We start from the raw sequence: 17,874 nt of genomic DNA on the forward strand, positions 1-17,874 counted from the left end.
AGTTACGCCTTTTAAAATATATTTTCAAAAAATTCATCTTCACTACTCAATGAGTAATGGTTTTGATCATTTAAATTAAATTTTATATTTACAATTGTCCCTTCAAAAATAGAACCTAATTTATTTTTTGTCACATTTCCATTTTTATACTCATAAAAACCATCCGAAGATATTACTTGGATTTTACCTTTATTAAGTTTTATAAATTCAAAAATAACGGCTAATCCCAATCCACCGGAAGTGTCTCCAGTTTTTGTAGTATTCCCTTTTTTCATTGCCCATTCTATTGCTTCAGAAGCGTTAATATCTTCATTATAAAAAGCTGAAACATTTTGTTTAATATTTACACCTTTATCAACAATTGTGAAATGTAATGGTTTATCAAGTTTTCTTGGGTAAAACTGACCACAACTATGAATATAATCACATTGACCGTGCGTCCTAGCATTTTCATATATTTCGAAAATATTCCTTGTTATTTCTTTGCCTAATTTTTCGCTATGTGATGGAAATTGAGGTTTTTTTAACAATTCATCTTGAATATAATTATTAAAACCAATATCATCATTTGGAGTAAACTTTCTATATTTAAGCGACGTATCGTATTGGTCATCAATTTTTTGAAACCCAAAAGGCAACAAAAACTCATTTTTTCTTAAAATTGTTTCAACACGTGGCTGTATGTTTTTAAGTTTAATCAAATTATTTTTTGATTCCAACATTTCAAAAATTGTTCCAATTAAAGCGCATAGATTTGCTTCTAGAAATGTAACTTTTCCAAAATCAAACGTAATCTCAGTATTCTTGACATTTTTGTATTCATTTATCCAAGTTATAATATAATCATAACCTTCAAACTCGCTTTTTATATCATTAGGAATTGTAATTATCATTTATGTTTTAATTGCAACCAAATATAATTAAAATTAAGCAACAAATATCTCTACCGCCCATACATAAGCTTTTATTATAAAACAGCACTCCCCAACAAACATATTTTTGCCAAACAAAAAAATTTAATCCAGAAATCATTAAATTTAACTCTCTAAAAAGAACATCATGGCAAATAAAGTTACACTTCACCGAGTTTTTTCGGTACCTCCTGAAAAAGTTTATAAAGCATTCACAGATGCGGATGCAATGGCGTCTTGGTTACCGCCTTACGGTTTTGTCAGCAAAGTACATAGTATGGATTTCCAAATTGGCGGGAAATACAAAATGTCGTTTATCAATTTTACTACGGGCAACAGTCACTCATTTGGTGGCGAATATTTAGAAATCATACCTAATGAACGATTAAAATATACCGACGAGTTTGACGACCCAAACTTACCGGGACAAATGATTACAACAATCGAACTCCGGAAAGTACTATGCGGTACCGAACTTTTTGCAACACAGGAAGGAATCCCTAATCCAATACCAACTGAAATGTGTTATTTAGGCTGGCAGGAATCGTTAGACAAATTAAAACGTTTAGTAGAACCGAATATTCCAGATGCTTAACTTAGTAAAACTAAAAATTTAAAAAAATGGCAAAACAAATTTTTATCAATTTACCAGTAACTGACCTTCAAAAATCTTTGGACTTTTATACTGCATTAGGCTTTACTAACAATCCTCAATTTTCGGACGACACTGGAAAGTGCATGGTTTGGAGTGAAAGCATTTTTGTAATGCTTTTGACCCACGAAAAGTTTTCAAGCTTTGCAACCAAACCTATTGTTGACACCAAATCAAACGTAGCGGGACTTTTTTCGTTATCGACCGACAGTTTTGATGAAGTGAACAGCATTATGACAAATGGACTAAATGCCGGAGCAACAGAGCCGAGCGAAATGAAAGATTATGGTTTTATGCAAATGCGTACTATCGAAGATTTTGACGGGCACACTTGGGAAATTTTCTATATGGATATGTCAAAAATTCCAACAGAATAGCGTGACGAACGAAAACAACAAAGCACCAATCAAAAACTACAAAATAGCAACCCGTTATCCTGTAGTTTTTTTTAATGTTTGGTTTGAGTACACTTTTTCAAAGGGAAAAGTAAAAGAAAAGGTCAAAATAATTTCAAGTAACAATTTTAAATATCAGGCGACATATAAACTAAACCACTAGACATGAAGCTTAAACTTAAAAATTTTGAAATTAACCCACAACTATACGCCAGCATAGCAGGAATACTATACCTAATAATTATAATTGCAGGTTCGTTTGGACAGCTCTTTGTCCGAAATAAACTATTTGTTTATGGAGATCCAACCGCTACTGCAAGCCATATTATGAATTCTGAATTTCTTTGGAGAATTGGAATTAGCACTGATTTGATTATGCATATTTGCGATTTGCCGGTAATGATACTGCTTTACTACCTTCTGAGACCTGTTAACAAGAAACTTGCGTTGCTCAATTTATCATTTAATTTAATACAAACTGCAGTTTTAGTGGCTAATAAATTAAATCTTGTAGTTGCATTATTTTTCTTAGGGGATGCTGACTATTTAAAATCTTTTAGCCCTGATCAGCTCAACACTTTCACTTATCTCTTTATTAAACTCCATGATTACGGTTTTGGTATTGGCTTGATATTCTTTGGATTTGTATGTCTTATTGAAGGCTACTTAATTTTTAGATCAGGGTATTTGCCAAAAACAATTGGAGTTTTGATGTCAATAGCTGGTATATGTTATCTGACAAATAGTTTTGTACTGTTTCTTGCTCCACAACTTTCAAATATTGCATTGCTGATGCCTTGTTTAATTGCGGAATTATCTTTTAGTCTATGGCTTATTTTCAAAGGTGTAAATCTAAGCGCGTGGAAAATTTGTATCAATAAAAATGCAGGAATTAGTTGATTATTTCTAATTTTCCTTTGAAAAATTCAAAATAGAAGTTATTCACTAGATTTCACCATAAACGCACAGCTCGCGTAAGGGATTGCGGCGATATCCCACGCTTTTTCTGCGTGGATAAAGCCAAAAGCCCGACGCCAAAGCCTGCAGAAGGATAAATCATAAACGAAATTTTCTGCTTTGGGGTTACGCACATACTGTAAAAATAATTGGAGTTACAAAACCAGTTCATCAAATAGGCGTTGAATGGTTTGATCCAAATCTGCGCAGAAACCTGAATGTGGTCTGGAAGTTTGTATCGCCGAGCTTCGGATAGCGGTGAGCCAACGGAAACGGGACGGAATGTCAAACTCACCAATAGGCCCACCGGCTTTGCCTCCATGAGCGATTTTTTGAAATGAGGATAAGTTCAATTCGAGTTGTTCCAAATCAAAATCCTCCGAAAATAGCAGTAATTTTGCTTCATTTACAGAGTATAGCATTTTTATGAATTTGGCGCTTTTGCAAAACAGAATTACGCCTACATTCAGGAATTCTTCGCGTTCTACCCTTGGCACAACGCGAATAACGGCGTATTCATATAAGTTTTTCTCTTGCATTTTGGGCTTCCTTTATAAAAATTTCTGAATGATTCAATCGCGTCCATAAAAACTGAAAGTAAATAGCTCTGATCTCGTCTGGGGTTTGCTCGCTGTCTTCCCAATGGAGCCAATCTTCCGGAATATAATTGACAATATCCTGCAGTATTTCTTTGGTAAGCAATTTTCTAAAAGCAAGATCGGTTGCTGCCAATTCGCTGGCTTGAGGCAATAACACATGATCTTTTATTAACGTAAAAGGACTCTTGGCGTGTGTTTCCCAAGTATTCCAAGAATGGTGAAAATAAAGTGATGCTCCATGATCAATGAGCCATAATTCTTTGTGCCAAATAAGCATATTGGTATTCCGGAACGTTCGATCAACATTGGTAATAAAGGCATCGAGCCAAACGATTTGCGAAGCCAACTCTGGAGACAATTTCGTCACTACGGGATCAAAAGTAATAGCTCCCGATAAAAAGTGCAGCGCTAGATTTAGTCCTTGGCTTCCTTGCAATAAATCCTGAATTTCCTCATCGCCTTCGGTTCGACCAAAAGCTTCGTCAAGATTGGCAAACACCAATTCGGGCATTTTCAGATTCAGAACTCTTGCGATTTCTCCGCCTATCAGTTCGGCAATCAAAGCTTTTACGCCATGTCCCGCACCCCTGAATTTCAAAACATATTTAAAATCATCATCCGCTTCGGCTAGAGCCGGCAACGACCCCCCTTCCCGCAACGGCGAAATGTAGCGCGTAACATTTACGGTTCTTAATTCAAGTGGTTTTCTCATAGTATGATTTTACGAACTACAAATTTACAAATAACTATTTTCTTTTAAGAGGCTATGACGCTAAGATTAAAATAGACTATTCAAACCATTACACTTTTAAACAATTTAAACTTTAAACAATTTAAACTTTTAAACAACCTTAATCCTCCAAACTCAAATATGCTTTTCCAATGTTTGCAATAATATCCGAAGCGATAAAAGACTGATAACCCGTTTCGGGTAAAGCGATATCGGCAGTTAATCCATGGAGATAAACGCCTAATATTGCCGCATCTACAGCTTTGTAGGATTGTGCCAAAAGACTCGTAATCATCCCAGTCAGGACATCGCCACTTCCAGCGGTAGCTAGGGCAGCGTTTCCTGTAGTGTTTTCATAAATTGTTTCGCCATCTATGATGAACGTTGGCGCCCCTTTCATAACAATTACCACTTGATTCACTAGCGAAAAAACAATCGCTTTACCAAACATTTCTTCTTTTGTATACCATTTTCCAATCAAACGCTCCAGTTCTTTGGGATGTGGTGTCAAAACTGTTCTGGGAGAAAGCAATGCCACCCACGAAGGATTCAGTGCTAAAATATTCAATGCATCTGCATCAACAACCAATGGAAGACTCGTGTTGGATAAAAAATCATGAAGTGCTTTTTGGGTTGCTCTCTTCTGCCCCATTCCGGGACCAATTCCTATGGCATTGGGTTCCAATTCAAAACCAATGTCCGATAGGTATTTCTCCTGATCATCAGTCACCACCATCACTTCGGGAATAGCAATTTGCACAATTTCATAACCACAAAGCGGTACAAAAGTAGTTACTAAACCGCAACCCGTTTTCAATGCCGCTTTACTGGACAAACATACTGCTCCGATTTTTCCGTAACTCCCACCTATAATCAAAGCATGTCCTTGTATTCCTTTGTGTGCGTATTTATCAATGGGTTTGTATCTTTTGAGAATTTCAGTTCGATCAATGGCTATTGGAATATTCATAGTATTGAATTTTCCATTAAAAGTACGAAATTCTGAAACTCAAATTCCAAAACTTAAAATTCAAATTCTAAAAACTGAAACCTTTTAGACCTATTCTCCACAACTCAACTTCTAATTTAAAAAATATCGTTTCAAAATCAGGCTTAAAATTTCATTTCAAATAGTAAGTTTTTTACTTTAATTAAATACAAAAATATGTATTTTATCGATAAAATTAACCTTTAATCTATTATTTGCTTTTTTTGTTATTACCTTTAATTATGAAATAACATTATATTAAATACTTGAAAATGAAAACATTAGTTATTTTAGTATTCCTGGCTATCGGTGTCCAAACCAATGCAATGCAAGTTATCAAAACAAATGATAACTGTTTCGCTCAGACGATAAAATCAGCAGCTATTGGCAATGGTATTGTAAAAAGAACAAATGGAGAAATTGTTACCACGAAAGAGACTATGTATCTTGAAATTGATACTGACAAACATACAGTTATAATTGAACTGAATGATATATTATACGATTTAGTACTTTACAGAACAGATAAAAAAGGAACAATATACGCTGCAACGCTAAATGGCAAACAAATCATAAAGATAAACATCAACCTTAAAACCAATGAAGTCGAAACCTTGATTGGGGATTTAATTTTCATCACCTACATTCACCCTAATAATAGCGATTCACGTCCTATTGCAGTTGAGGATTAAAATAAGCTACATTTTTTTTAATGCAGCTTATTTAAATTATTAAAGAAAACGACCTCCTTATTTGGTTTTCATAGGAGGCAAGTCAAATGCTTTTGAATCATGTTCAAAACCATTACGATGCGAACCATCGCAAAAAGGTTTGTTGGCAGATAATCCACAACGGCAAAGTCCCAATGCTGCTCTACCCTGCAATCCGTAAATATTACCATCCTGATCCATTATTTCGAAATCTCCTTCAATTTTTATAGATCCGTTGCGATTGATTGTTAATTTTGTCTTACTCATAATACTATTAAATTTTTAGAGGTCAAAGATTGCAAAAATATTTTTATGGTTTTGCATCGATGTGTATTTTTAGGATTTAAATTCTTATTTACATTAATTCTATTTTATAAAAACGAATTGCAATGAAAATCATAACCTGGAATTGTAATATGGCTTTCCGGAAAAAAGCAGAATTCGTGTTGGCTCATCAACCTGATATTTTGATCATTCAGGAATGTGAGCATCCAGATAAGCTGAAATTTGACAAAGGAATACCATTGCCCTCCGATTTGCTTTGGTACGGAAAAAATCAGCACAAAGGTCTTGGTGTTTTTTCGTACAGCGATTATAGATTTACATTGCTGGATTGCCATAATCCGAATTTCAAAAACATTTTGCCAATAGCAGTTAGGGGTGGCAAAGTAGATTTTATTTTGTTTGCTGTCTGGGCGAATAATCCCGAAGATAAAGATGGGCAATATGTGACCCAAGTGTGGAAGGCAATCCAATATTATGATTTTTTGCTCTCCGATAAAAAGTGCATTTTAATTGGTGATTTCAACAGCAATACCATTTGGGACAAGCCCCGAAGAGATGGAAATCATTCTACCGTGGTCAGTATATTGGAATCGAAAAATATATACAGTGCGTATCATAAATTTCACAACCAAATACAGGGAAAGGAAATGCACGCCACTTTCTCCCTCTATCGCCATGAAGACAAACCCTATCATCTTGATTATTGTTTTGCTTCCAATAAATTTATCGAAGCATTGGAAAATGTTGAAGTTGGAACCCATACCGATTGGTCAAAATATAGTGATCATCAGCCTTTATTAATCAAATTTGCTTTATAAAAACCTAGTCAAAGTATATCATAATTTAAAAAAAGCATCTCCAAAATAGAAAGCTGTCACTATATTTTGTAAAAAAATTGATTAAATTTGAGGGGAAACAATTTTATAGTTTATATGAACACAGAAGAACAAATCGCAGATTATATTGGTAGCCAACCTGAACCAAAACGTTGTGATATGGAAGCGTTGCACCAACGCATGCTTCAATTGTTGCCAGCATGTCAATTGTGGTTCTTGGATGGCAAAAACAGTGAAAATAAAACGGTTTCTAATCCTAATATAGGATATGGGTTTCAAACCATAAAATATGCTGATGGAAAAACCAGAGCATTTTATCAAATTGGCATCAGTGCAAACACAACCGGAATTTCTGTCTATATCCTTGGTATCAAAGACAAAACATACTTAGCCCAAACGTATGGAAAAAACCTAGGCAAAGCGAGCGTGAGTGGCTATTGCATTAAATTCAAAACGCTAAAAGATATAAACATTGATATCCTAGAAGCAGCAATACGCTATGGTGTTGAGCAGGAACAGTAATTTTCATTACAAGAAATAATCGTTACTTTTCACTGCAATAAAGCTGTCAAATTCAAACACTTCAAAATTAAATTTTGAAAAAATATTGAAAAAAATTTGCGAAACCGAATAGTTGCACATATATTTGCAACCAAAAGGTTTCACATTATAAAACAAATAAATGAGACGAGACATTTTTCAGGCCATTGCTGACCCAACAAGAAGGGCTATTGTTGCCTTAATTGCATTACAGGCCATGACTCCAAACGCCATTGCTGATAACTTTAACATGACACGACAGGCAGTGTCAAAACATTTGCGGATACTCACAGAATGCGAGTTAATAAAACAAGAGCATCAAGGCAGAGAAATTTATTACTCCCTTGAAATTGACAAAATGAAAGAGATTGACAAATGGCTAAACCAATTCAGAGAAATTTGGGAAATCCGTTTTAACCAACTCGACAATGTATTATCAACCCTTAAAAAAAATAAAGATGAACACTAATTTATTATTTAATTTTACCGTTGACAAAACAACCAAAACGGTATTTATAAAGAGAGAATTTGCAGCTGAACTTCCGTTGGTATGGGATGCTTTTACCAAACCAGAATTATTGGACCAGTGGGTAGCACCAAAACCCTTCATATCCAGAACAAAATATATGGATTTCAAAGTAGGTGGCCGCAGATTTTATGCCATGGTAAGCCCCGAAGGTCAAGAGCGATGGGCTATTCAGAAATATACTTCTATTACACCGAAGACCAATTTTAAAATGCATAATGCTTTTGCAGACAAAGATGAAAATCCTGAATTGCTGGGTTCTGATTGGGATTTTAGTTTCAGTGAACAAAACGGAATAACAAAATTGAGTTTGACCATTACAAATGAATCCCTTGAACGCATGGAAAAAATGATTGAAATGGGCTTTGTAGAAGGGTATAAAATGACTATTGATAATTTAGAAAAATTATTGGACACCTTATCACAAAAATAATTTTCACTTTCAACATCTATGGACAAATTAGGCAAAAAGTAAAATTATGGCAACATCAAAAGACTTGATTAAGAAAGCTTATACTGCTTTTAACGAAAGAGACATTGAAGAGGCACTTTCGACGATGCAACCAAATGTGCAATGGTCAAAAGCTTGGGAAGGCGGCTATATAAGCGGACATAATGAAATCAAGCAATATTGGACAAGACAATGGACTGAGATCAATCCGAATGTGGAGCCAGTTGCTTTTAATGAAAGAGAGAATGGGAGTTTGGAAGTTACCGTTCAGCAAAATGTAAAAGACTTGCAAGGCAATCTAATTTTTGACGGACTGGTAAAACATATTTACACTTTTCGGGACGGATTAATACAAACAATGGACATTGAATTGGTTGAAAATAATTAATCATTTTCTTTTACTCCTATCAACTTCCTGCCTGGGGAATATCTTTTACAAAATTAAAATCAAGCGATATGAATTTTTTTAAAATCAAAACTAGCTGGTCAAATGCATAATTTATTCCTTTAAAGCTCTGCATTGCTTCGGCTTACCTTGCTTTAGGAACTTATTTTCATGATTTTTTTGCCAACTATTATATTCCTATTATAATAATTTTCGGGATTACAATGATTTGGTCCGTTTACATGTGGCTGCATAAAATGAAAACAGAAAACAGCAGTACTTAAAATTAACAGATCCAAATTATGAGGTCCAAAATCTAGCAACTCTTCCCCCAACAAAAGCACGCCTACCATTTCTATAGGCACGCCTATCAAAACCATAGGCTCGCCTACCAAAACCATAGGCACGCCTACCAAAACCATAGGCACGCCTACCAAAACTATAGGCGTGCCTACCAAAACCATAGGCGTGCCTACCTAAACCATAGGCGTGCCTATCAAAATCATAGGCGCGCCAACTTAATATTACAGCCCGCCTAAACAATTAAGTGGCGCACCTATCAAAAGCAAAGGCGATGCCTGCCAAATCGATAGGCGCGCCTATCAAAATAGTACGCGACGCCTACGGAAATCAATGGCGAGCCTACAAAAACTTAAGGCGGGCCTATCAAAAAAAAAGGTAACGCCTACCAAATCGAGAGGCGCGCCCTAGTATTATTATGGCGCAGCATTCAACAAAAAAATATTTTTGTTGAATTTGTCTTTTGCAATCAAGAGCTTAATGGATGACCTGACTCACACCCTGTAACTTTTTCATCAAATTCATTACTAACAAATTAGCAATTAACTTAAAACGGAAACCATGAAAAAGATTTCAAGACGTTCATTTGTAAATAAATTTGGGATCGGAGTTGGTGCTTCGGTAGTTATGACTGCACTTCCCTCCTTTTTGACACTGCCAGAAAAGCATCAGAAACCATATACCGGAAAAAAAGTAAACATCGCACTTTGCGGTTTAGGAAATTATGCTGAGGCATTGGCTTACGGAATTCAAGAATCTGATTATTGTACCCTAGCAGGAATCGTTACGGGCACCCCATCAAAAGCTGAAAAATGGAAAACTCAATACAATATTCCCGAAAAAAACATTTATAACTATCAAAATTTTGATGAAATAAAAAACAATTCCGATATCGATTTGGTCTATGTTGTTGTGCCAAATGGTTTGCATAAAGATTTTGTAATTCGCTCTGCCAAAGCGGGCAAAAATGTAATCACCGAAAAACCAATGGCCGTATCTGTAAAAGATTGTGAGGAAATGATCAAAGCATGTAACGATGCTAATGTGCAATTGGCAATAGGCTACCGTTTGCATTATGAGCCTTATCATTTGGAACTTAAAAGACTCGGGCAGGAAAAAGTTTTCGGGCAGGTGCGTTTTATTGAAGCCGGACTTGGTTATAAAACCTACGATACATTGGATACTAAATCAACTGTTGATATAAACAGCCGAGAAGAATGGAGACTCAACAAAAAATTATCTGGCGGAGGCCCGCTAATGGATTTGGGCATTTACTGTATACAAAGCGCACGCTATGTTTTGGGCGAAGAACCCATTGCTGTTACGGCTCAATTTGGCACAATAAATAACAAAAACAGATTTGTAGAAGTAGAAGAATCGATAACTTGGCAAATGGAATTTCCGAGTGGTGCTGTCGCTAGTTGCAATACTTCCTGCGGTTTTAATATTGACCGATTTTATGCCACAGCAGACGAGGGATCATTTGAATTAAGCCCAGCACTAAGCTATGGGCCGTTTGTAGGGAAAACATCAGCCGGAGTCTTGAAGTTTCCAGAAATAAACCAGCAAAAAACACAGCTGGATGAAATTGGCAAATTACTGTTAGAAAACAAAAAACTGCCCAACCATATCACGGGAGAAGAAGGAATAAAGGATATTAGAGTTATTAATGCTATTTATGAATCGGCCAAAACAGGAAAGAAAGTGGTATTGAAATAAAAAAATAAATAAACAGTCTGCATCAAAGAATAGGCATTTACAAAAGTTACATTATTCAATCATCTTACTCCTTATTGGATCAAGCTCAGACCCACTAATTAAGATTAACTTATTCTTAAGTTAACATTACAGATAATGAATTAAAATATTTTTGCGGAAACTAATAAAACAAAAATTTTATAATGAAAAAAAATGTTTCCAATCGTTGCTGCCTTTCTTTTTGCTTTAAATGCAAATAGCCAAACCGAAAACTATGCAACTCTTAAAGTAAAAATTAGCAACCTCCAAGTTGATTCTTTAGTCATTGTATCCTACAAACAACCTGATTTCAAAAAAGTGATCAAAGTGAATAAAGAAGGAATATTGAAAGACACTTTAAAGATAAAAGCTGACAAATATTATATAAGCAATTATTCTAGTTTGTTTCCCAACGGGATATATCTAAATAATGGATATGATTTGAAAATAACCGTTGATAGTAAAGAACCAGTAAAAACGCTTGCATTTACAGGAAAAGGCGCTATTGAAAACGAATTTGTAAAGACTTTTGCAAAAAACGAAGAAAATTTTGATTACGAATCACTTATGCAATTGGAAGAGAAGGAATTCGACAAACAAATTGAGCAAATTCGACTGAATTTGTTTGCTACTCTTGATAAGAAAAAATATGCCTCAGATTTTGTGGTATACCAAATCGCCTATTTGGACTATTTTATTGATATGAAAACCCAAACGTACAAGACAATTTTGGAGGAGCGAAAATAAGAATAACATTTCTTCGCTCGACTTTCATAAATATTGCTACAAAACGCAAAAGCGATAAAAATCTCTTAGATTTATATCGCTTTTATTTTTTTGTAAAATTATATAACGTACAAATGTTATTCCCTTTTTTACAAGTAAGCCAAGCATCCAAAAACAAACATGGCCTAAATTCAAAAGATTCTAGGCTTTTCGCAACTGACAAATATGAACAATAAACGATACTTATTTTTAGAAAAACTAATTTTATTATAACCAAAATCTATTATATTTACTTTTTAATTATCTAAAACAAAAAAAAATGAAAAAATTAATATTTTTTTCTTCGCTTATTTTACTTGTAAGTTGCGGCACAAGTATTTCAACCAAATTAGCAAACAAAAATTACCAAAAATTAAACGATGAAAATCAAATAATAGTACTAGAAAAAACGGACATATTACCAGATCATTCCGAATTTATTGGTGATGTGAAAATTGGTGATTCTGGATTTACAACGGATTGCGGTTATAATAAAGTGATTACAGATGTTACTACAGCCGCCAGAAATGCAGGTGGGAATATAGTTCAAATTACAGAAATTAAAGAACCTAGTTTCTTTGGAAGTACTTGTTATAGAGTAAAGGCAAAAGTTTATAGAAATCTAAATCCAGAATCATTAGCAATCATTATAAATAGTAAAAATCTAAAAAACAAATCAAGGCTTAGTGATGATAGTGATTACGCATTAATTTACTTTTACCGACCAAGTTTAGGAGTTGGGTCTTTATTGGGCTATCAAATTAAAAACACGAACGATTCAATTATAGGTAGAGTAAGAAATGGGGAGAAATTTGTTTATAAAACAAAAAAATTCGGGAATCAAAATTTTTATGGCACTCTAGAAACAAAGGAAGGAGTAACAATCAATGTAGAAAAAGGCAAAGAATATTTTGTGAGATGTGGCGTAACTATGGGAGTCGCAATTGGAAGACCTGAAATAAATATTGTAGAAAACAACATAGGAATAAAAGAATATGACAAAATGAATTAATCTTTAACCAAATTATATAATAAATAGTAAGCCCCAAATCAGAAGTATTTGGGGTTTTTTCTATAAATAAAAGTTCCCTTTTTTTTTAACGGTATCCTTAATACAACCAATAAGTCGACTTTTCAAATTACTTTTTTAAAATAATTCCTTTTAGGCTAGAAATCTTGGATTATTTATAAGAACTTTGCACGCTTTTTGTGAAAACACAATCTGATAGTTTTTTAGAAATTATAAAATGATCATCAACTGATGAAGAAGAAAGTAGAAATATTAGCACCAGCAAAAGATTTAATTCACGGTATAGCAGCTATCAACAGTGGTGCAGATGCCGTTTATGTTGGTGCTCCTCAATTTGGTGCGCGTTCCAACGCTACCAACTCTATCGAAGATGTTGCTGCCTTGGTACAATATGCCCATTTATATAATGTTCCCGTTTTTGTAGTTTTGAATACCATTCTTTACGATAACGAATTGGAAACTTGTCGTCAGCTGATTTGGAAATTATATGATATTGGTGTTGATGCGCTAATTATTCAGGATATGGCGATTATGGAAATGGACTTACCTCCTATCATTTTACACGCTAGTACACAAGCCAACAATAGAGATGCCGACAAAATGAAATTCTTGGCCGATGCCGGAATCAAACGTGTGGTATTGGCTCGTGAATTAAACCTACATCAAATCAAAGAAATCAGTACTGCAACCGATGTGGAATTGGAATTCTTTGTAACTGGTGCCTTATGTGTTTCTTTCAGTGGAAATTGTTATATGAGTGTCGCCAATGGCGAACGTTCTGCCAATCGTGGTTCTTGTGCCCAAAACTGTCGCTTGCCGTACAACCTAATCGACGGTCACGGAGAAACTTTAATCAAAAGCACGCACTTACTTTCTATCAAAGATTTTGATGTTTCGAATGAAATTCCAAATTTAGTCGAAGCGGGTGTTTGTTCGTTTAAAATCGAGGGGCGTTTGAAAGATATCGTTTATGTAAAAAATAACGTTTCGTATCTTAGACAAAAACTGGATGCTTTCTTGGAAGATAATGATAAATACACCAAAGCGTCTTCCGGAAAATGTACCTATACCTTTGATTCCGCTTTGAATCGCACCTTCAACCGTGGCTATACCGATTATTTTGTAAATGAACGTCACGACACTATTGGTTCATGGGAAAGTCCAAAATCGAAAGGACAATACATTGGAAAATTAATTAAAACCATTGGAAATGCATACCAAATTGAAAATGGAGACCTTTTGAATAATGGAGACGGTTTGTGTTATATTAATGAAAATAACGAAGCCGAAGGTATTTATGTCAATAAAGCCGAAAATGGTTTGGCTTATCCAAATGTATTGAAAGAAATCAAGGATGGCACTTTCATTTACAGAAATAATGACGCAGCTTTCATCAAAATCGTGGAGCGCGAAGACAGTGCCGTTCGAAAAATAAGCACTTCCCTGTTATTATTCGAAAACGAAACTGGTTTCGAGCTACTGGCCACCGATGAAGATGGAAATATGAGCACAGTTCATTTGGTTCATCCAAAAGAACAAACCAAAAACAACCAATCTATAGAAGAGAATATCAAAACGCAGTTGGCCAAAACAGGATTTACTCCATACACAGCCGATGAAATAACGATTCAATTTACTGACAATTGGTTTTTACCCATTTCAAAAATCAATGAAATGCGAAGAACGGTTTACGAACAATTATCGGAAACGCGTTTGAAAAATTACAAACGTGAGGAACGAAAAATCGAAAAAACAACTCATCCTTATCCAGAAACCAAGTTGGATTTCATGTATAATGTTTCCAACAAATTGGCTCGTAAATTTTATGAGCGACATGGTGTAACCGAAATCGAGAAAGCCTTTGAATTGCAATGGGATCCCGGAAAATCAAGGGTAATGACCACCAAATATTGCATCAAATACGAGTTGGCCAAATGTCCAAAATACCACAAAGACACCATGGAAACCAAATTGAAAGAGCCTTTGGTATTGAAACAAGGCGAATTGGAATACAAACTGAAATTCAACTGTAAACCTTGCGAAATGGAGATTTGGGAAAAAGATGCCGAATTTGAAATTGAAGAGAATTAGCCTTTCAAATTATTTAAAATCAAAAGCTACAAAATGAAGTACTCTTCCTATTGTGGCTTTTTTTATAACTTAAATTTATATTCAGGATTTAAAAGCAAATTCCAAATTCAGGGCTTGTATTATTTAAAATCCTAAATTTGTATCAACCCAACACATTTATTATGAAAAAAATCGTAACAATTCTATCTATTATAACATGCTCTTTAATTGCTTGCAAAAATGAAGCTGAAAACCAGCCTCCTAAAGTAGTAGTTCCTTTTTATCAAGTTGCCAATCAGCAACAAAATCAAACGGCAACTACTCCTCAACCCAGTACACTTTATCAGCAAAATGGTATAGATAAAAACACTTCAAATCAGATACAAACGCAAACACAAACTGTAGCTGCTCCAGTAAAAGTTGCCAAGGGTATGAATCCTTCCCATGGTCAACCAGGTCACCGCTGTGACATTCCTGTAGGTGCACCTTTAAATTCTCCGGTTGCCACCAATTCAACAACTCCACAAGTCGTTTCAACTTCGGGGCAATCTGTGACCACAACAACCGTGACCACTGCGAAAGGGATGAATCCTCCTCACGGTCAGCCTGGACATCGTTGTGATATTCCCGTAGGATCACCATTAAATTCTCCAGTAGCTGCCTCTAAACCTGCAACTCCACAAGGAACTCCAAATTACATTGTTTCCCCTCCAACAACAACTGAGACTCCCGCTTCAACTCCAGCAGAAACTACTACGCCCGCAACTTTACCTGGTCAATAAAATTTTATTTGGGCGTGTCCCTTCGTAAAAACTGCGGGTCGTGCTGTACGTTCCCGCTTTTTTTTGTCCCGAAAAAAACGGGACAAAAAAAGAGCTCCACTTCCATCACTCACGCAAAACAACAGCATCCGGATATATTAATTCTTTTTTGCAATCAAAGATCATTCGAAAAAAACATCATGAAACTATTGAATTTAAATAACTAATAATCAAATAACTAAATACATTTTTTTTCTTAACTTTATAAGAACAAAAAAATCAGATTCTACTTATACAAAAAACAGTATAATCCATTCTATTTCTTGTTCATCAAAAAATTTTATTAAATTTTAAAATAGTGTAAAATGAAAAAAGTATTGTTCTTGACAGGTGATTTTACCGAAGATTATGAAACTATGGTTCCGTTCCAGATGCTGGAAATGGTAGGTTATACCGTTCATGCCGTTTGTCCCAACAAAAAGAAGGGAGACACTATAAAAACCGCCATTCACGATTTTGAAGGAGACCAAACCTATACCGAAAAACCGGGGCACAACTTTGCATTGAATTATAGTTTTGATGATGTGAAAGTTGATGATTACGATGGATTGGTTATTGCAGGAGGAAGAGCTCCGGAATATTTGCGATTGAACCAAAAAGTGCTCGAGATAACCAAACATTTTTTTACTACCAATAAACCTGTAGCAGCCATTTGTCACGGTATTCAGATCTTAACCGCTGCTGGAGTTGTCAAAGGACGAAAACTAACCGCTTATCCAGCAGTTGGTCCAGAAGTGACATTGGCTGGCGGAGCGTTTCAATCCATTCCTGTAGATGGAGCCTTTGTGGATGGAAATCTAGTTACTTCGCCTGCTTGGCCTGCGCATCCAAGTTTTATTCGTGAATTTTTGAAAATAATGGGAGCTAAAATTGAAATCTAATTTTATATAAAAAATAAAACATTAATTTAAAGTTTAGATTTAAATAATACCCTTCAAGAACTACAACATTAGCAATTTTGTTGTAGTTTTTTTTATCTTTGAATACTCAAATATACATTCAAAATACTAGATTAAATTATCCAAGATGATTACAATTGCAACTCTAAAAGACGTTACAGCTTTAGAAAAATTAATTAATTCTGCTTACCGTGGCAAAACTTCTATGCAAGGATGGACTACCGAAGCAACCCTTTTATCGGGTAAAAGAATTACTGAAGATGAACTATCAGAAATAATTAAAAATAAAGACAATACAATTCTTAAATTCACAAAAGAAAGTATAATTATTGCCTGTGTTTTATTAGTCAACAAAGGAAACAAACTCTATCTGGGAATGCTTACTGTTTCGCCAGAATTACAAAATAGCGGAATTGGAAAAAAATTATTACAGGAGTCTGAAGCTCATGCATTGTCGTTAAGTTTACCCAAAATTGTAATGACCGTAATTTCCATTCGAGAAGAATTGATTGCATGGTACAATCGTCACGGTTTTGTTGATACCGGAATGAGAGAACCTTTCCCTCTTAATGATACAGATGCAATCATTTCCAAACAATCTTTGGAATTTGTTGTATTAGAAAAAATACTTTAGCTCTTTTGTTTCTATTGATTAATATTTTATAAATTAGTAAAAAAAATATCATTTATGAAGACATTAAACCAGTGGTTTGAAGAATATGCAGTGAGTCACCAAAACCCAAAAAACAAAGCAATACATTACATCTGTGTACCTGCAATTTTCTTCTCTATTGTGGGTTTGTTAATGAGTATTCCGAACACTTTTTTGAGCAACTTATTGCACCTCAACCAACCTCTTATCGAAAATTGGGCAGTCGTGGTTTTAATTTTTGTAATGTTGTTTTACATTCGATTGTCAGTTGCTATGGCAATAAAAATAGCCATTTTTTCAATTCTATGTTTGGTAATTAATTTTTACATCGGGAAGTTAGTTCCACTTTGGGCTTTCTCGATTGGTGTTTTCGTTATCGCTTGGATCGGACAATTTTATGGGCACAACATCGAAGGAAAAAAACCATCCTTTCTTAAAGACATACAATTTTTGATGATTGGTCCAGCTTGGGTTGTTCAAAATTTATTTTCTAAAAAATAATGAATATACACTAGTATTTTCAAGTTAAACCCAGTTTCAAAATAGTCCCTCAACTAACCAATGTTATGGGACTATTTTGTTTTATAAATTATTATCATAAAAATCAATTTCTACAATGTTAATTTCGCTTCAAA

At 34.7% G+C, this 17,874-nt stretch carries 23 protein-coding genes; 17 read left to right on the top strand and 6 right to left on the bottom strand.

Features of this window, described 5'->3' with window-relative positions; translation table 11 throughout:
• Positions 1-11: 11 nt before the first annotated feature.
• Positions 12-893, bottom strand: a complete 882-nt coding sequence (locus OLM57_RS15285; protein ID WP_264564554.1) for a hypothetical protein — start codon at positions 891-893, stop codon at positions 12-14.
• A gap of 166 nt (positions 894-1,059) precedes the next feature.
• Here OLM57_RS15285 and OLM57_RS15290 point away from each other — a divergent pair, with 166 nt between their 5' ends.
• The 3 genes from OLM57_RS15290 (at position 1,060) to OLM57_RS15300 (ending at position 2,858) form a co-directional block, all read left to right on the top strand.
• Positions 1,060-1,506 carry an SRPBCC family protein gene (locus OLM57_RS15290; protein ID WP_264564555.1) on the top strand — a complete coding sequence of 149 codons (447 nt, stop codon included), beginning with the start codon at positions 1,060-1,062 and terminating at the stop codon, positions 1,504-1,506.
• A gap of 26 nt (positions 1,507-1,532) precedes the next feature.
• Positions 1,533-1,940, top strand: a complete 408-nt coding sequence (locus OLM57_RS15295) for a VOC family protein (RefSeq protein WP_264564556.1) — start codon at positions 1,533-1,535, stop codon at positions 1,938-1,940.
• 183 nt (positions 1,941-2,123) lie between these two features.
• The gene (locus OLM57_RS15300; RefSeq protein WP_264564557.1) at positions 2,124-2,858 is read left to right on the top strand and encodes a DUF4386 domain-containing protein; all 735 of its coding nucleotides are present in this window, start codon (positions 2,124-2,126) and stop codon (positions 2,856-2,858) included.
• 212 nt (positions 2,859-3,070) lie between these two features.
• On the opposite strand, the gene OLM57_RS15305 is transcribed toward OLM57_RS15300, so the two are convergent.
• The 3 genes from OLM57_RS15305 to OLM57_RS15315 all read right to left on the bottom strand — a co-directional run bounded on the left by OLM57_RS15305 (position 3,071) and on the right by OLM57_RS15315 (position 5,214).
• The gene (locus OLM57_RS15305; RefSeq protein ID WP_264564558.1) at positions 3,071-3,454 is read right to left on the bottom strand and encodes a DUF3037 domain-containing protein; all 384 of its coding nucleotides are present in this window, start codon (positions 3,452-3,454) and stop codon (positions 3,071-3,073) included.
• Positions 3,432-4,226 (bottom strand): HipA family kinase, encoded by a 795-nt coding sequence (locus OLM57_RS15310; protein ID WP_264564559.1) that lies wholly within the window; start codon positions 4,224-4,226, stop codon positions 3,432-3,434. Before OLM57_RS15310 ends, OLM57_RS15305 begins: the two co-directional genes overlap by 23 nt.
• A gap of 139 nt (positions 4,227-4,365) precedes the next feature.
• Positions 4,366-5,214, bottom strand: coding sequence for an NAD(P)H-hydrate dehydratase (locus OLM57_RS15315; protein WP_264564560.1), 849 nt, complete (start codon positions 5,212-5,214; stop codon positions 4,366-4,368).
• Positions 5,215-5,504: 290 nt separating this feature from the next.
• Between OLM57_RS15315 and OLM57_RS15320 the strand changes: the two genes are divergently transcribed.
• Positions 5,505-5,924, top strand: a complete 420-nt coding sequence (locus OLM57_RS15320) for a hypothetical protein (protein ID WP_264564561.1) — start codon at positions 5,505-5,507, stop codon at positions 5,922-5,924.
• 57 nt (positions 5,925-5,981) lie between these two features.
• Here the strand turns inward: OLM57_RS15320 and OLM57_RS15325 are convergent, their stop codons facing one another.
• The gene (locus OLM57_RS15325; RefSeq protein WP_264564562.1) at positions 5,982-6,209 is read right to left on the bottom strand and encodes a CDGSH iron-sulfur domain-containing protein; all 228 of its coding nucleotides are present in this window, start codon (positions 6,207-6,209) and stop codon (positions 5,982-5,984) included.
• A 122-nt stretch (positions 6,210-6,331) separates the two neighbouring features.
• Between OLM57_RS15325 and OLM57_RS15330 the strand changes: the two genes are divergently transcribed.
• The 5 genes from OLM57_RS15330 to OLM57_RS15350 all read left to right on the top strand — a co-directional run bounded on the left by OLM57_RS15330 (position 6,332) and on the right by OLM57_RS15350 (position 8,968).
• On the top strand, positions 6,332-7,045 hold the full coding sequence (locus OLM57_RS15330; RefSeq protein ID WP_264564563.1) for an endonuclease/exonuclease/phosphatase family protein: 714 nt from the start codon (positions 6,332-6,334) through the stop codon (positions 7,043-7,045).
• 114 nt (positions 7,046-7,159) lie between these two features.
• Positions 7,160-7,585: a DUF1801 domain-containing protein gene (locus tag OLM57_RS15335; protein ID WP_264564564.1), complete on the top strand. Its 426-nt coding sequence runs from the start codon at positions 7,160-7,162 to the stop codon at positions 7,583-7,585.
• 160 nt (positions 7,586-7,745) lie between these two features.
• Positions 7,746-8,072 carry an ArsR/SmtB family transcription factor gene (locus OLM57_RS15340; protein WP_264564565.1) on the top strand — a complete coding sequence of 109 codons (327 nt, stop codon included), beginning with the start codon at positions 7,746-7,748 and terminating at the stop codon, positions 8,070-8,072.
• Positions 8,062-8,562 (top strand): SRPBCC family protein, encoded by a 501-nt coding sequence (locus tag OLM57_RS15345; protein WP_264564566.1) that lies wholly within the window; start codon positions 8,062-8,064, stop codon positions 8,560-8,562. Before OLM57_RS15340 ends, OLM57_RS15345 begins: the two co-directional genes overlap by 11 nt.
• Positions 8,563-8,608: 46 nt before the next feature.
• On the top strand, positions 8,609-8,968 hold the full coding sequence (locus tag OLM57_RS15350; protein ID WP_264564567.1) for a nuclear transport factor 2 family protein: 360 nt from the start codon (positions 8,609-8,611) through the stop codon (positions 8,966-8,968).
• Between the two features lie 152 nt (positions 8,969-9,120).
• Here the strand turns inward: OLM57_RS15350 and OLM57_RS15355 are convergent, their stop codons facing one another.
• On the bottom strand, positions 9,121-9,429 hold the full coding sequence (locus OLM57_RS15355; protein WP_264564568.1) for a hypothetical protein: 309 nt from the start codon (positions 9,427-9,429) through the stop codon (positions 9,121-9,123).
• Between the two features lie 397 nt (positions 9,430-9,826).
• Between OLM57_RS15355 and OLM57_RS15360 the strand changes: the two genes are divergently transcribed.
• From OLM57_RS15360 to OLM57_RS15395, 8 genes are all read left to right on the top strand, one after another.
• The gene (locus OLM57_RS15360; RefSeq protein WP_264564569.1) at positions 9,827-10,984 is read left to right on the top strand and encodes a Gfo/Idh/MocA family protein; all 1,158 of its coding nucleotides are present in this window, start codon (positions 9,827-9,829) and stop codon (positions 10,982-10,984) included.
• A 192-nt stretch (positions 10,985-11,176) separates the two neighbouring features.
• Positions 11,177-11,749: a hypothetical protein gene (locus OLM57_RS15365; RefSeq protein ID WP_264564570.1), complete on the top strand. Its 573-nt coding sequence runs from the start codon at positions 11,177-11,179 to the stop codon at positions 11,747-11,749.
• 298 nt (positions 11,750-12,047) lie between these two features.
• Positions 12,048-12,779, top strand: coding sequence for a DUF2846 domain-containing protein (locus OLM57_RS15370; RefSeq protein ID WP_264564571.1), 732 nt, complete (start codon positions 12,048-12,050; stop codon positions 12,777-12,779).
• Between the two features lie 249 nt (positions 12,780-13,028).
• Positions 13,029-14,888 carry a peptidase U32 family protein gene (locus OLM57_RS15375; protein ID WP_264564572.1) on the top strand — a complete coding sequence of 620 codons (1,860 nt, stop codon included), beginning with the start codon at positions 13,029-13,031 and terminating at the stop codon, positions 14,886-14,888.
• Positions 14,889-15,049: 161 nt separating this feature from the next.
• Positions 15,050-15,649 carry a hypothetical protein gene (locus tag OLM57_RS15380; RefSeq protein ID WP_264564573.1) on the top strand — a complete coding sequence of 200 codons (600 nt, stop codon included), beginning with the start codon at positions 15,050-15,052 and terminating at the stop codon, positions 15,647-15,649.
• Between the two features lie 344 nt (positions 15,650-15,993).
• Entirely contained in the window at positions 15,994-16,569 is a 576-nt protein-coding gene (locus OLM57_RS15385; RefSeq protein ID WP_264564574.1) for a DJ-1/PfpI family protein, read from the top strand.
• Positions 16,570-16,714: 145 nt separating this feature from the next.
• On the top strand, positions 16,715-17,221 hold the full coding sequence (locus OLM57_RS15390) for a GNAT family N-acetyltransferase (protein WP_264564575.1): 507 nt from the start codon (positions 16,715-16,717) through the stop codon (positions 17,219-17,221).
• A gap of 54 nt (positions 17,222-17,275) precedes the next feature.
• On the top strand, positions 17,276-17,740 hold the full coding sequence (locus OLM57_RS15395) for a DUF962 domain-containing protein (RefSeq protein ID WP_264564576.1): 465 nt from the start codon (positions 17,276-17,278) through the stop codon (positions 17,738-17,740).
• Positions 17,741-17,874: the final 134 nt, after the last annotated feature.

This window comes from Flavobacterium sp. N3904 (genome assembly GCF_025947305.1).
Lineage (GTDB): Bacteria > Bacteroidota > Bacteroidia > Flavobacteriales > Flavobacteriaceae > Flavobacterium.

What these genes read in the sequence shown, in the direction of transcription:
- OLM57_RS15285 (WP_264564554.1), bottom strand. Translation starts at nt 893, where the DNA reads ATGATAATTACAATTCCTAATGATATAAAAAGCGAGTTTGAAGGTTAT.
- OLM57_RS15290 (WP_264564555.1), top strand. Translation starts at nt 1,060, where the DNA reads ATGGCAAATAAAGTTACACTTCACCGAGTTTTTTCGGTACCTCCTGAA.
- OLM57_RS15295 (WP_264564556.1), top strand. Translation starts at nt 1,533, where the DNA reads ATGGCAAAACAAATTTTTATCAATTTACCAGTAACTGACCTTCAAAAA.
- OLM57_RS15300 (WP_264564557.1), top strand. Translation starts at nt 2,124, where the DNA reads ATGAAGCTTAAACTTAAAAATTTTGAAATTAACCCACAACTATACGCC.
- OLM57_RS15305 (WP_264564558.1), bottom strand. Translation starts at nt 3,454, where the DNA reads ATGCAAGAGAAAAACTTATATGAATACGCCGTTATTCGCGTTGTGCCA.
- OLM57_RS15310 (WP_264564559.1), bottom strand. Translation starts at nt 4,226, where the DNA reads ATGAGAAAACCACTTGAATTAAGAACCGTAAATGTTACGCGCTACATT.
- OLM57_RS15315 (WP_264564560.1), bottom strand. Translation starts at nt 5,214, where the DNA reads ATGAATATTCCAATAGCCATTGATCGAACTGAAATTCTCAAAAGATAC.
- OLM57_RS15320 (WP_264564561.1), top strand. Translation starts at nt 5,505, where the DNA reads ATGAAAACATTAGTTATTTTAGTATTCCTGGCTATCGGTGTCCAAACC.
- OLM57_RS15325 (WP_264564562.1), bottom strand. Translation starts at nt 6,209, where the DNA reads ATGAGTAAGACAAAATTAACAATCAATCGCAACGGATCTATAAAAATT.
- OLM57_RS15330 (WP_264564563.1), top strand. Translation starts at nt 6,332, where the DNA reads ATGAAAATCATAACCTGGAATTGTAATATGGCTTTCCGGAAAAAAGCA.
- OLM57_RS15335 (WP_264564564.1), top strand. Translation starts at nt 7,160, where the DNA reads ATGAACACAGAAGAACAAATCGCAGATTATATTGGTAGCCAACCTGAA.
- OLM57_RS15340 (WP_264564565.1), top strand. Translation starts at nt 7,746, where the DNA reads ATGAGACGAGACATTTTTCAGGCCATTGCTGACCCAACAAGAAGGGCT.
- OLM57_RS15345 (WP_264564566.1), top strand. Translation starts at nt 8,062, where the DNA reads ATGAACACTAATTTATTATTTAATTTTACCGTTGACAAAACAACCAAA.
- OLM57_RS15350 (WP_264564567.1), top strand. Translation starts at nt 8,609, where the DNA reads ATGGCAACATCAAAAGACTTGATTAAGAAAGCTTATACTGCTTTTAAC.
- OLM57_RS15355 (WP_264564568.1), bottom strand. Translation starts at nt 9,429, where the DNA reads ATGGTTTTGGTAGGCACGCCTATAGTTTTGGTAGGCGTGCCTATGGTT.
- OLM57_RS15360 (WP_264564569.1), top strand. Translation starts at nt 9,827, where the DNA reads ATGAAAAAGATTTCAAGACGTTCATTTGTAAATAAATTTGGGATCGGA.
- OLM57_RS15365 (WP_264564570.1), top strand. Translation starts at nt 11,177, where the DNA reads ATGTTTCCAATCGTTGCTGCCTTTCTTTTTGCTTTAAATGCAAATAGC.
- OLM57_RS15370 (WP_264564571.1), top strand. Translation starts at nt 12,048, where the DNA reads ATGAAAAAATTAATATTTTTTTCTTCGCTTATTTTACTTGTAAGTTGC.
- OLM57_RS15375 (WP_264564572.1), top strand. Translation starts at nt 13,029, where the DNA reads ATGAAGAAGAAAGTAGAAATATTAGCACCAGCAAAAGATTTAATTCAC.
- OLM57_RS15380 (WP_264564573.1), top strand. Translation starts at nt 15,050, where the DNA reads ATGAAAAAAATCGTAACAATTCTATCTATTATAACATGCTCTTTAATT.
- OLM57_RS15385 (WP_264564574.1), top strand. Translation starts at nt 15,994, where the DNA reads ATGAAAAAAGTATTGTTCTTGACAGGTGATTTTACCGAAGATTATGAA.
- OLM57_RS15390 (WP_264564575.1), top strand. Translation starts at nt 16,715, where the DNA reads ATGATTACAATTGCAACTCTAAAAGACGTTACAGCTTTAGAAAAATTA.
- OLM57_RS15395 (WP_264564576.1), top strand. Translation starts at nt 17,276, where the DNA reads ATGAAGACATTAAACCAGTGGTTTGAAGAATATGCAGTGAGTCACCAA.